Source organism: Brevibacterium pigmentatum, from assembly GCF_011617465.1.
GTDB lineage: Bacteria > Actinomycetota > Actinomycetes > Actinomycetales > Brevibacteriaceae > Brevibacterium > Brevibacterium pigmentatum.
Window position 1 is genome coordinate 1,000,501 of the sequence record NZ_CP050153.1, and the last position, 12,443, is coordinate 1,012,943.

General features: G+C 65.3%; 8 protein-coding genes. 7 read left to right on the forward strand and 1 reads right to left on the reverse strand.

Features of this window, described 5'->3' with window-relative positions; translation table 11 throughout:
- Positions 1-69 precede the first annotated feature (69 nt).
- The 7 genes from GUY30_RS04390 (at position 70) to GUY30_RS04420 (ending at position 11,543) form a co-directional block, all read left to right on the forward strand.
- Positions 70-1,287, forward strand: coding sequence for a hypothetical protein (locus tag GUY30_RS04390; RefSeq protein WP_167194406.1), 1,218 nt, complete (start codon positions 70-72; stop codon positions 1,285-1,287).
- A 55-nt stretch (positions 1,288-1,342) separates the two neighbouring features.
- Entirely contained in the window at positions 1,343-1,873 is a 531-nt protein-coding gene (msrA, locus tag GUY30_RS04395) for a peptide-methionine (S)-S-oxide reductase MsrA (RefSeq protein ID WP_167194408.1), read from the forward strand.
- A complete protein-coding gene (locus GUY30_RS04400) occupies positions 1,861-2,739 on the forward strand; it encodes a nitroreductase family protein (RefSeq protein WP_228281677.1) in 879 nt (292 codons plus the stop codon). Before msrA ends, GUY30_RS04400 begins: the two co-directional genes overlap by 13 nt.
- Positions 2,736-3,989, forward strand: a complete 1,254-nt coding sequence (locus tag GUY30_RS04405) for an MFS transporter (protein WP_228281679.1) — start codon at positions 2,736-2,738, stop codon at positions 3,987-3,989. The genes GUY30_RS04400 and GUY30_RS04405 overlap by 4 nt, the downstream gene beginning before the upstream one ends.
- 142 nt (positions 3,990-4,131) lie before the next feature.
- Positions 4,132-8,010: an efflux RND transporter permease subunit gene (locus GUY30_RS04410; protein ID WP_228281680.1), complete on the forward strand. Its 3,879-nt coding sequence runs from the start codon at positions 4,132-4,134 to the stop codon at positions 8,008-8,010.
- A gap of 24 nt (positions 8,011-8,034) precedes the next feature.
- Positions 8,035-8,796: a CPBP family intramembrane glutamic endopeptidase gene (locus tag GUY30_RS04415; RefSeq protein WP_167194410.1), complete on the forward strand. Its 762-nt coding sequence runs from the start codon at positions 8,035-8,037 to the stop codon at positions 8,794-8,796.
- A gap of 191 nt (positions 8,797-8,987) precedes the next feature.
- Positions 8,988-11,543, forward strand: coding sequence for a PhoX family protein (locus GUY30_RS04420; RefSeq protein WP_167194411.1), 2,556 nt, complete (start codon positions 8,988-8,990; stop codon positions 11,541-11,543).
- A gap of 89 nt (positions 11,544-11,632) precedes the next feature.
- Here GUY30_RS04420 and GUY30_RS04425 read toward each other — a convergent pair whose 3' ends face one another.
- The gene (locus GUY30_RS04425) at positions 11,633-12,274 is read right to left on the reverse strand and encodes a VOC family protein (protein ID WP_167194413.1); all 642 of its coding nucleotides are present in this window, start codon (positions 12,272-12,274) and stop codon (positions 11,633-11,635) included.
- Between the last annotated feature and the right edge of the window lie 169 nt (positions 12,275-12,443).

Genomic DNA, 12,443 nt, shown 5'->3' on the forward strand with positions numbered 1-12,443 from the left:
GGTCCGGATACCGCCGAGACTGTTGACCGCTCTCATCTGCGTCACAGGCGGGCATGTTTCGATGAGGACATGCGACTTCCCGACATCCCCCTTCGTCATCACCGAACCGTCCGCACCGCTGCCGCACTCGGCACCGGCGCCCTCGCGCTGGTGCGCCGCCGCGACGTCTCCGCCGAATACCAGGGCAGCCTGAGAGCGGGAACCGCCCTGGCCAATGCGGGACTGACCTGGCTGACCGGGTCGAGCGCCTTCCTCGGACGAGTCGGTGGATCGAGCGGCCTCGATGAGTTCCTCGAGCTCTTCACCAGCAGAGACAGCGGACCGGTGCGATACGCCGCCGCGCCTGGTGACGTCGAACGCGAATCCTTCGAGGGCGAAGACGGACAGGATACTTGGTGGGACGAGCACGCGAGCGTGACGTCCTCGGCGTTCCTCAATGCGGTCACCGCGGCAGCAGCGGGAGCGGCCTCATGGGCGCTCTGGCCGCTGACGGAGCGGCTGGCGGAGAAGGTCGATGAGAAGCTTCCGAGCGGCGTCGGCCGCGGTCTCAACGCCGTCGTCAACGGCGGGCTCGTCGCGGTGACAGCGGTCCTCATCGACAAGGTCGAGAAATGGGCCGACGACGTCGAGGAACTCAATTATGCTCCGCTCGAGATCGAACTTCCCGCCCATATCCGCGAATCGGTCGATACGCTGTTGTCTCTGCCGCACCCGAACTCGGAGGCCAGCGCCGAGGCAGTCCGAGAACAGTTCGCTTCCGCGAAGTTCTTCGTGTGGGTCACCTATCCCGATTCCTTGTATTCAGGCGATGAACCCGTCGTCCTCGACCCCGAACAGATCGAACAGCTGCTCAAGGACGAGGACATCGCTTCGATCGACGTCCGACCCGACGAATCGACCCCGAGCGCGGCACCGGCCCGGCATACCTACCCGGTCACCGGAATCACCGGCGGCAGCGCCGACGAAGGCGGCACCGTCAGATCAGGCGACCACGCCGGCATCTCGAACGGAGGCTTGGAACTCACCCTTGACATCGTCGACGGACGTCTCACCAGTGTGGATCTCAACGAGGTCGACGACGAACCATTCACAGACCTGCTCTCGGCCGAGGCCCTGCGCGAATCCGTACCCGGCACCCTGCACCCGGGAAGCCTCCACGACGAAGACGGCGGATATTCCTCGAGCTTCGAGATCGCCGATGGCGATGTCGAGGATGCCGTCCGCACACTGGAGCGATGGCCGCGCCCGGACGAATACATCTTCCGCTCCGACCGAGAGCGGCCGTGACCGCCGACCGGGGGTAGCTCGGGAATAACCTGCGCGTGTCATCGTTATACGAATCATGAGCGATCTTCGTACCCTCACCCTCGGCGCCGGCTGCTTCTGGTGCCTCGACGCCGTCTACCAGCGGACCACCGGCGTGAGAGAAGTGATCTCCGGCTACACCGGCGGCCACACCGACAACCCCGGCTACCGCGAGGTCTGCTCCGGCATGACCGGCCACGCCGAAGCCCTGCAGGTGACCTTCGACGCCGACATCGTCCCCGAAGAGGTCATCCTCGGCCTGTTCTTCACCGGCCACGACCCCACGAGCCTCAATCGTCAGGGCTACGACGTCGGCACCCAGTACCGGTCGGCCATGTTCTACCGCGATGAAACCGAGAAGCAGCATTTCGCCGAAGCCATCGAATCCGCGCAGTCCCTCTTCGACGATCCGATCGTGACCACCCTCGAACCCCTCGGCACGTTCTATCCCGCCGAGGATGTCCACCAGGACTTCTACACCCAGAACCCGGGCAACGGCTACTGCCGCGTCATCATCGACCCGAAACTCAGCAAGGCCCGCACCGCCTTCGCCGAATGGGTGAGCTGATGGGCAGCCACAAGAAGGACAAGTGCAAGAAGTCCAAACACAAGGCCCGCAAACGGTCCCAGGACGCAGGCGGCGATGCCTGCGAAGTGACCAAAGACCGCGTGCGCGCCCACTTCCTCGACGGCAACACCGGCCCCTGGGCGAAGGACCTCGCCGCGCAGGATGCCCAGACCGCCCGCTCGGCGCAGAGCGAGCACAGCGCTGACCACGCCGAGGATGCCGCCGCCTCGGCGAAGGGCAGCACCGCGACCATCACGCCCACCCGCCGCGGACCCGACTATTCGGTGCCGTCATCGATCGACATCGTCGCCGATCCCGTTCTCCACGCCCTGAGCACACGGCGGTCGATCTCGAAGGTCGACCCGGAGACCCCGAACGACTCTGACCTGCTGGAGATCATCCGGTCGATCTCCTCGGTTGCCGATCACAAGTCCCTGCGCCCCTGGCGCTTCCTCATCATCCGCGGAGACGACCGGCTCCGCCTCGGCGATGCCCTCGACGAAGCCGCCGGAGTCGTCCGCAAGCCGGGAGAGACAAACACGAAGCCGCTGCGAGCCGAACTCCTGCTCGCCCTCGTCTCCTCACCGGCCAAGCATGACAAGGTTCCCGAATGGGAGCAGCATGCCACCGCCGCCGGTGCCGGACACCTTCTCGAGCTCGCTCTGTGGCAGGCAGGCTGGGGAGTGATGTGGCGGTCGGGAACCCTGACGAACACCGAACCGGTGCGTCGCCTCCACCGTCTTGCCGATCACGAGCTGCTCATGGGCTGGTTCTACATCGGAGCCGTTCCCGAACGCTACCGACAGCGGCTGACCACGAGCACCCGCCCCCTGCCGACACCCGAACAGTTCCTCGATACCTTGTGAGCACACCCGACACCGAGACTCCGGAAACGCGCCGCCTGCCCAAGGAGATCTACGTCCTCGTGGCAGCGGCCTTCATCGTCGCCCTGGGCTACGGAATCATCGCTCCCGTCCTGCCGCAGTTCGCCGCGAGCTTCGACTTCGGGGTCACGGCCGCAACCATCGTCGTCTCCTCGTTCGCGTTCTTCCGGTTCGTGTTCTCACCCTCGTCTGGCCGCCTCGTCGATGCCTTCGGCGAACGCCGCATCTACATCACCGGCCTCCTCATCGTCGCCGCCTCCACCGCGGCCGTCGCCTTCGCCCAGAACTACTGGCAGCTGCTGATCTTCCGCGGGCTCGGCGGCATCGGCTCGACGATGTTCAGCGTCTCCGCGATGGCGCTCATCGTCCGGCTCGCCCCGATCGACGCCCGTGCGAAAGCCTCTTCGACATATGCGACAGCGTTCCTCGTCGGCAATATCGCCGGACCCGTCCTCGGCGGTGCGATGGCCGGATGGGGGATGCGCATCCCGTTCGTCATCTACGCCGTCGGTCTGCTCATCGCCGCCATCGTCGTCCGCGTCTTCCTCGGCTCCACCGCCTCATTCGGCTCCTCCACGAAGTCCGGGCGTGCCCGCCTGGAGGCGGAGAAGGACAAGGAGCAACAGGAAGTCATGTCCTTCCGGGAAGCCTGGAAGGATTCGGCCTACCGCTCCGCGCTCATCTCCGCTTTCGTCCAAGGCTGGTCGGCGATGGGCATCCGCGTGGCCATCTACCCGCTCTTCGCCATCCAGGCACTCAAGGCCGATACGGCCGTCGCCGGACTGGCTCTGACCATGTTCGCCATCGGCAATGCCTCGGCGGTCACGGTCGTGGGGCGCTTCGCCGACACCGTCGGGCGCAAGCCCTTCATCCAATGGGGTCTGTTCGTCCTCGGCGTGACGACCGCGGCGTTGGCCTACATCGACTCGATCTGGCTGTTCTTCGCTTTCTCCGTCATCGCCGGAGTCGGATCCGGCCTGGCCAATCCCGCGCAGCAGGCCACCGTCGCCGATGTCATCGGCCGCGAACGCAAGGGCGGCCGTGTGCTCGCCCGTTACCAGATGGCCCTCGACGGCGGAGCGATCCTCGGCCCGATCATCGCCGGAGCCGTCGTCGACCACTTCGACTACTCGTGGGCGTTCCGGCTCACCGGTGTCCTCGGGATCATCGCCGCCGGTCTGTGGTTCTTCGGCCGCGAGACCCGACCGAGGCAGTCGGCCTCAACTCAGTGACGCAGGAACGGCTGGACGCGCCCCGGTTCTGATTCCGAGAAGTCAGGTTTTCCTCATGGGCGGCTCAGCGGACACTCACTAGGATGGCTCTGTCGGCGTTCTGCGTCGTCGCCCTGTCTACGACAAAGAAAGTCCTCCCTCCGTGAGTTTCCTGACCCGGCTGAGCTTGAAGAACCGGGCGCTCATCGCGCTCATCTCCGTCGTCGCCGTCATCTTCGGCGTCATCGGAGCCGGAACCCTCAAGCAAGAGCTCTTCCCATCCCTCGACAACCCGCAGGCCACGGTCACCGCCTCCTACGAGGGAGCGACCCCTGAGGCCGTCGAATCCGAAGTCACCGATCCCCTCGAAGGCGCGCTGACCGCACTGCCCGAAGTCGAGGACATGACCTCGACATCCTCGGCGGGCAGTTCGCAGATCACCGTGGGCACGAAGTACGGCGACGACTCCGATGACGTCGTCCGTGCCCTGCAGCGCGCCGTCTCCCAAGTGCAGCCGACCCTGCCCGACGGGGTCGAACCGAACGTCATGATGATGGGCACCGACGATATTCCGGTGCTCGCACTATCAGTGACCTCCGACGCCGATGAAGACCAGCTGGCCGCGAATCTCGAGGACATGGTCGAACCGGAGCTGAAGAAGGTCGACGGCGTCTCCCAGGTGCAGATCGCCGGAGCGAAGACCAAACAGGTCGAGATCAGCATCCGACGTGACGACCTCGAGGACGAAGGAGCCAACCTCGACGAGGTGGCCGGAATCCTCCAGTCCAACGGCGTCCCCACCTCGGCGGGTGAGCTCAAGGGCGCCGACGGTACGGCCCCGGTCGAGGTCGGCACGCGCATCCGCTCGATCGATGCGATCAAGGACCTCGTCATCTCCGGCAAGGACGGACCGATCCAGGTCTCCGACGTCGCCGACGTCAAGCTCGTCGACGAGCCCGTCGAATCGATCTCGCGCACCAACGGACAGCCCTCGCTGTCCGTGTCGGTGATGAAGGAATCCGACGCGAACACCGTCGACGTCTCACACGCGGTGGCCGACAAGCTGCCCGAACTCGAGAAGATGATGGGCGACAACACGGAGTTCGTCTCCGCGTTCGACCAGGCACCGTTCATCGAGCAGTCCATCCATGACCTGCTCAACGAGGGTGGGCTGGGCCTCATCTTCGCGGTCCTCGTCATCCTCGTCTTCCTGCTCTCGGTGCGGGCGACGATCATCACCGCCATCTCCATTCCGCTCTCCCTCCTCATCGCCATGATCGGGCTGTGGATGGGCGGGGAGACCCTCAACATGCTCACCCTCGGAGCGCTGACGATCTCCGTCGGCCGCGTCGTCGACGACTCCATCGTGGTCATCGAGGCGATCAGGCGACGCCATGCCTTCGGTGGCGACAAATTCTCGAACATCCTCGCCGCCGTCTCCGAGGTGGCCGGGGCCATCACCGCGTCGACCCTGACCACGGTGGCCGTGTTCCTGCCCCTGGCGTTCGTGACCGGGCAGACCGGCGAGATGTTCCGGCCCTTCGCCCTGACCGCGACGATCGCCCTGCTCTCCTCCCTGTTCGTGGCGCTGACGATCGTGCCCGTCCTCGCGTACTGGTTCCTCCGTCAGCGTGAATCGAAGGTCAAGCTCACCCGCGCTGAGAAGGCCGAGATCCGTCGCAGTCGCAAGTCGATGCTGTCGCAGTGGCGGACAGAGAAGAAGGCGGCGAAGAAGGCCGACAAGAAGCGCGACCTCGTCGCCGCCGGTGCCGAAGCCGAGGACACCGGTCCGCGTGACGGTGCCGATGCGTCCCTTCCGGCTGCGGCATCTGCGCGAGGCGAAGCCTCCACACGGTCCGAACCGACCGGAGTGGCCGCGGGTGGTCCGCGCTACGGCGAATCCGAAGACGGCACGGAGGCGGTCGACGAACTCGCCGGAATGCATTCTCCGGTGACGCGTCTGCAGAAGACCTATATGCCGGTCATCGGGTTCTCGACGAAGCACCCGATCGTCATGATCCTCATCGCCGTGCTCATCCTCGGCGGCACCGGAGCGATGATTCCCCAGCTGAAGACCGAGCTCTTCGGCGACACCGGGCAGGACTCCCTGCAGATCTCGCAGACCTTCGACCCGGGCACGGACCTCGATGAGGCATCTGAACAGGCGAAGAAGGTCGAGGACATCCTCGCCGATGCCTCCGATGTCGACAACTATCAGCTGTCGCTGGGCGGAACATCGTTCGGCTTCACCGATGACTCGTCGCTGACGGGCACGTATATCGTCAACACGAAGTCCGGAGTCTCGGCGCAGTCGATCTCCGCCGACCTGCAGAAGCAGTTCGACGAGCTCGACGGTGCCGGTGACGTCGAGGTGGCGAGCCAGAGCTCGACCCCGGGTGCGCAGACGATCGACGTCACGCTCACGGCCACCGACGCACAAGAGCTCGAGGACGCGACGAAGAAGGTCAGCGACAAGCTCGAAGGCGTGTCCTCGGCACAGTCGGTGACCAGCGATATCGCTGCGGTCCAGCCCGTGATCGAGGTCAAGGTCGATCATGAGAAGGCCGCTGAGGAGAACCTCACCGAGGCGTCCATCGGCCAGTATGTGCAGCGAGCCATGCATGGTCAGCAGATCGGTGAGGTCGTCATCGACGATGTCTCGCATTCGGTGCTGCTCTTCGATCGCAATGCCGACACCGTGGAGAAGCTGCGCGAACTCAAGATTCCTGGCAAGCCGGAGGAGACGGCCCCTGCCGGTGGAGCCGGAGCGGGTGCTGCAGGCGGTGCCGGAGGAGCTGGCGGAGGTGCCGGTGGTTCGGGTGACGCCGGTGCGGCCGGAGGAGCCGGTGGCGCTGGCGGAGAAGGCGGTGCTGGTGGTGCCGGTGGAGCCGGCGGCGCTGGTGGCGCTGGTGGCGGTGGCGCAGCCGGCGGAGATCCGAATGCGGGCGCTCCCGTGACCTCGGAGCCGCGCTTCATCGAACTCGATGAGGTCGCCGAGGTCAAGGAAGTCAAGACCGCTCCGACGATCCGCCACACGGATTCGCAGCGCTCGACCACCGTGTCCGTGACCCCGGAGGGCGATGACCTCGGTGCTGTCTCGACCGAGGTGCAGTCGGCCCTCGACGAGGTGGATTTGCCCGATACGGTGTCCGTCGACACCGGCGGTGCCACCCAGGAGCAGAACGAAGCGTTCTCGCAGCTGGGACTGGCGATGCTCGCGGCGATCCTCATCGTGTTCGTCATCATGGTCGCCACGTTCAAGTCGCTGCTGCAGCCGCTGATCCTGCTGGTCTCGATCCCGTTCGCGGCCACCGGTTCGGTAGCGCTCTCGCTCATCACCGACACCCCGCTGGGGCTGACGTCGATGATCGGTCTGCTCATGCTCATCGGCATCGTGGTCACGAACGCGATCGTGCTCATCGACCTCATCAACCACTTCCGCGTTCGCGGGGTCGACCTGCGCACATCCGTCGTCCACGGCGCCCGGCTGCGTTATCGTCCGATTCTCATGACCGCGGCCGCCACGATCTTCGCGCTGCTGCCGATGGCCCTCGGGCTCACCGGCGGGGGAGTGTTCATCTCGAAGCCGTTGGCGATCGTCGTCATCGGCGGCCTGGTCAGCTCGACGCTGCTCACGCTCATCCTCGTGCCGGTGCTCTACCTGCTGCTCGAAGGAGTGAAGGAACGCCGGGCCGAGAAGAAGTACGTGAAGAACATGGCCCGCGGAGAGGTCCTCGACGCCGCCGAAGCCCGGGCGAACCAGCGGGAGACCGCCGGTGCGGGAGCCGCAGCCGCCGGTTTCGGTGAACCTCGGACACGGACAGAGGGGGAGGCCCCCACCGAGGAGGCCGCACCGACCGCGGCCCCGAGGTCCACGGATTCGGGCAGCACCGCCTCGGCGTCGGATGAATCGACGGACGCCGACCACGGAGGCGGCGGGCGGGAGGCCGACGCGGAGCGAGGCAGCGGGCAGGAAACGGACTTCACCCTGCGCAGCCAGAACCCGCGCCGCGACGACGGGGACGGTGAACCCAAACACTGATCCGTCCCGGCTAGAGTTGAGTCCATGACGACCGAGCTCGAACCACAGGAGAGAAAGCGCCTGTGGTTCGAGCTCGGCCTCATTGCGGCCCTGTCGCTGGGCCAGTCGGCCGTCTATGCAATCGTGCGCCTGGCCGATATCGCCACCCGTGGGCCGATCAGCGACGCCCAGGCGAAGCTCAATACCTCGATCTCGCCCCGGCCGGGTTTCGACCTCATCTACCAGCTTCTCGACATCGGCTTCACCCTCGTTCCCGTCGCCCTCGCGATCTACCTGCTCAGCCGAGACCGGCCGGCGCAGCCGCTGTCGACCCGACTCGGAGTCGACGGGCACCGAGGGCGCGACCTCGGCCACGGTGTCCTCATCTTCCTCATCATCGGCATCGGCACCCTCGGGGTGTACGCGGGCGGCAGGGCACTGGGGATCACGGCCGAGATCCAGCCGTCCAACCTCGGCGATCATTGGTGGACGATTCCCGTCCTGCTGCTCTCGGCCGCGAAGAACGGGATCGTCGAAGAGGTCATCATCTTCGGTTTCGGGTGGCTGCGACTGCGGCAACTGGGGTTCGGGCCCTGGCCTATCATCATCTCCCTGGCTCTCTTCCGCGCCAGCTACCACCTCTACCAGGGCATCGGCCCGTTCATCGGCAACGTCGCCATGGGCATCATCTTCGGCTGGTACTTCCTGCGCAAGGGCAGACTCATGCCGCTGGTGTGGGCGCATGTCATCATCGACGCCGTCGGATTCCTCGCCCCGGGAGTGCTCGCCCTCGTCGACATCGGCTGAGTGCTGCAGGCGAGGTCGGGACAAGCGAACGGGACACTCATTCCTCCCTCCGGGTTCACCTCTGATTCACCGACGGGTAGTTCCAGGGCCGCTTGCCGGTGACAGTCTCGATCGGGTGAGTCCTTCCGGCTCCGCCCTCTGTTCCGGGCGGGTCCCGGACTGGGAAGATACCCGATACAAGGAGAGAATCGATGCGAACCTTTCTGCCGATGGCCGACCATGTGCGTGGCAAGCGCAGCCCCGTCACGTGCGCACTGAAGTGCGACAACGCCTGCCTCAAGGCCACCTGCAACACATCGGCAAATGGGTATTTCCGCGATATCGTCAATGCGAAGCTCAGCCGTCGCGCGGTTCTCGGTGCCTCGGCTGCAGGTGCCTTGGCCATCGCAGTGACCACTGCACCCAGCCCGACCGCACGCTCTGCCGCCGCAGCCACCGCAGGCAGTCTGGCCTTCACCGCCATCGACCCGGTCCAGCACGAGGTCGACGAATTCGTCGTCCCCGAAGGCTACTCCTGGCATCCGATCGTCCGCTGGGGAGACCCCTTGTTCCCCGACTCCCCGAAATTCGACCCGGAGAATCAGAGCCCAGAGGCGCAGCGCCGCCAGTTCGGCTACAACAACGACTTCCTGTCCATCCAGATCGACCCCGACGACTCCAACCGGGCCGTACTCTTCGCCAACCAGGAATACACGAACGACGCCATCATGTACCCCGAGGACATGGACGGAGCCGATCAGCGGGCGATCAGCCGTGAAGCCCACGGACTGACCGTTGCCGAACTCATCCGCACGGACGAGAAGTCGACGTGGACGATCGATGTCAACGGAAAGAAGAACCGCCGGTTCCTCATCGACACCGAGTACGAGTTCACCGGTCCCGCCGCCGGTTCCGATCTGCTGCGGACGAAGGACTACCCGAACGGTGACAAGGCGCAGGGCACTCTCGGCAACTGCTCGGGCGGGCTCACGCCCTGGGGCACTCTGGTGTCCGGTGAGGAGAACTTCAACTCGTACTTCAAGGCGCAGGGCACCTCGGCGGCCGATAAGCGCTACGGGCTCGACAGCGAAGACTCGGCCAACGGGTGGGAAGCCGATGTCGACCGATTCGATACGAACAAACCGGGCTACGCGAACGAAGCGAATCGGTTCGGCTGGATCGTCGAAGTCGACCCCTGGGACCCGAACTCCACCCCTCATAAGCACACGAACATGGGCCGCTTCAAACACGAAGGGGCGAACATCACGATCTCCGATTCGGGCCACGCCGTGGCCTATATGGGAGACGATGAGAAGTTCGACTACCTCTACAAGTTCGTCTCGAAGGACACCTACGTCGAGGGCGACCGCGAACACAACAAGACGCTGCTGACCGACGGCGACCTCTACGTCGCGAAGTTCACCGGCAACTCACCGAAGTCCGAGATCGACGGCAGCGGTGAGGTGCCCGCCGACGGCGAGTTCGACGGCAGCGGACAGTGGCTTCCGCTGGTCAAGGATGGCAAGTCGCAGGTGTCGGGATTCTCCGTCGAAGAGGTCCTCGTCAACACCCGTCTGGCCGCCGACAAGGTCGGGCCGACGAAGATGGACCGCTGCGAAGACGTCGAACCGAACCCGGTCAACGGCCGCATCTACGTCGCCTGCACGAACAACTCCGACCGCGGCACCGACGGGAAGGCCGCCGCAGATGAGGCCAATCCGCGCACGGAGAACCGCGACGGGCACATCGTCGAGATCACCGAGCGCTCCGGCGATCATACGGGCACCGAATTCGACTGGACGCTGCTGTTGGTCTGCGGAGACCCGAAGCAGGGCGACGCCACCTACTTCTCCGGCTTCCCCGCCGATCAGGTCTCACCGATCTCCTGCCCGGACAATGTCGCCTTCGATACTGCCGGAAACCTGTGGATCTCCACCGACGGTGCTCCCGACGGCATCGGCTACTGCGACGGTCTGTTCAAGGTCACGATCGACGGTGACCAGCGCGGTCGGGTCGAACAGTTCCTGTCCGTGCCTCGCGAAGCCGAGGTCTGCGGACCACTCGTCCACGATGAGTATGAGTCAGCTTTCGTTGCGGTCCAGCACCCAGGTGAGGACGGCTCCTATGCCGATCAGCACTCGCAGTTCCCCGATTATGTCGACGCGACCGATGTCGATAAGGGAGTGGCCGCGATGCCGCGGCCCACGGTCGTGCAGGTCATCAAGGGCGACGGCGGATCGGCACCGGATCCGACTGAACCGCCGAAGGACCAGGACTCCGACGCCGACGGCACAGATGAAGGGGCCAAGGACTCGGATGAGAACGGCAGCTCAGATGGTGCCGGAACGGGTGAGGACACCGATGCCAAGGGCGACAGGACCGGAACGGATGCCGACAGCTCCGGATCGACTGCCGGGTCGCAGGACGGCGCGAAGGATGCCGCAGCAGCTGGTGCGGCCGCGAGCGCCGGAAGCGACGGCGGCTCCGGTTCGGGCGGTTCAGGCGGCTCCGGCTCGGGCGGCGGTTCTTCGAACGGCGGTTCGGGTTCAGGCGGCTCGGGTTCAGGTGGGTCCGGTTCAGGTGGGTCCGGCTCGGGCGGCGGTGAACTGCCGTGGACCGGCACTGACAGCACTCTGCCGCTGCTCGGCGGCGGAGCAGGTCTCCTCGCCGCCGGCGGTGCGATGGCGACGGCCGCTCATCTGCGCCGGAAGAAAGCAGACGGGACGGAAAGCGAGCAGGGATCGCCGATGGAGACTCAGGGCGACTGATGACTCCACGACCATAAGCTGAAGAAGGCCAGAGGCGACACTGCCTCTGGCCTTCTTCGACTCCGCAGAGTACGCGGACGCTGAGGGGCTCAGATGGTGACGGGGCCGTTCTCCGTGTTGAAGCTCACCGACATGATGCCCGGCGTCCCGTGGGGTGCGGACCAGTCGATGTTGATCTCCGAGATCGGCTTGGCATCCTGAGTGCCCAGCCAATCGCGCAGACGATCGCGGTCCCCGGCGATCTGCAGGGTGTCGATGGCGACGTCCTCATTCGTCTTGTACGTCGAAGGATGCTGCGAGGAATCGGCGGACCACTTGATGAAGAACGGCAGCTGGGGGTCGGCGATGAGCCCCTTGACGCCGATCTGCAGCCACCTGAGTTCCAAACCGGACTCCGGTGTGCGGTTTCCGTCGACGGCTTTGCGTTCGAGGCGAGTTTCGACTGCGGTGAGATCGTCGACCGAGACGCACCAGCCCATCCAGCCGCCGCCGAGCTCGGAACGAGCCCGGACTGCCTGGCCGAAGGGTGTCGAGAGAGCGGCCGGATGCTCCAAGGCTTCCACGACTTCGAGGTAATGGCCGTTCGCTAGAGGGAAGATGAGGTTTCTGGTGCCGAATCGAGGATGCACACCGCCGTCGTAGGGAGCCACTCCGAGCTTCTCCGCAATCCGCTCGGCGGTAGCACGATAGCCGTCAGGTTCACTGGCGTATGACACATGATCGAGTTTCATGACTCGACAATCGCATAACCTGGCTCACACTGCCCCTTAGGGTCACCTAAGAAATCGTGATGATCATCACGCCCGGCCGGCAGCGGCCCGGGCAACGGCCGAGGCAAAACGAAACCGCCCGGATGTCATCATCCGGGCGGTCGTGATCCAGTGCTGATTCGTCAGCACA

Coding starts and splice junctions, on each gene's coding strand:
- GUY30_RS04415 (WP_167194410.1), top strand. CDS start 8,035: ATGACGACCGAGCTCGAACCACAGGAGAGAAAGCGCCTGTGGTTCGAG.
- msrA (WP_167194408.1), top strand. CDS start 1,343: ATGAGCGATCTTCGTACCCTCACCCTCGGCGCCGGCTGCTTCTGGTGC.
- GUY30_RS04425 (WP_167194413.1), bottom strand. CDS start 12,274: ATGAAACTCGATCATGTGTCATACGCCAGTGAACCTGACGGCTATCGT.
- GUY30_RS04420 (WP_167194411.1), top strand. CDS start 8,988: ATGCGAACCTTTCTGCCGATGGCCGACCATGTGCGTGGCAAGCGCAGC.
- GUY30_RS04400 (WP_228281677.1), top strand. CDS start 1,861: ATGGGTGAGCTGATGGGCAGCCACAAGAAGGACAAGTGCAAGAAGTCC.
- GUY30_RS04390 (WP_167194406.1), top strand. CDS start 70: ATGCGACTTCCCGACATCCCCCTTCGTCATCACCGAACCGTCCGCACC.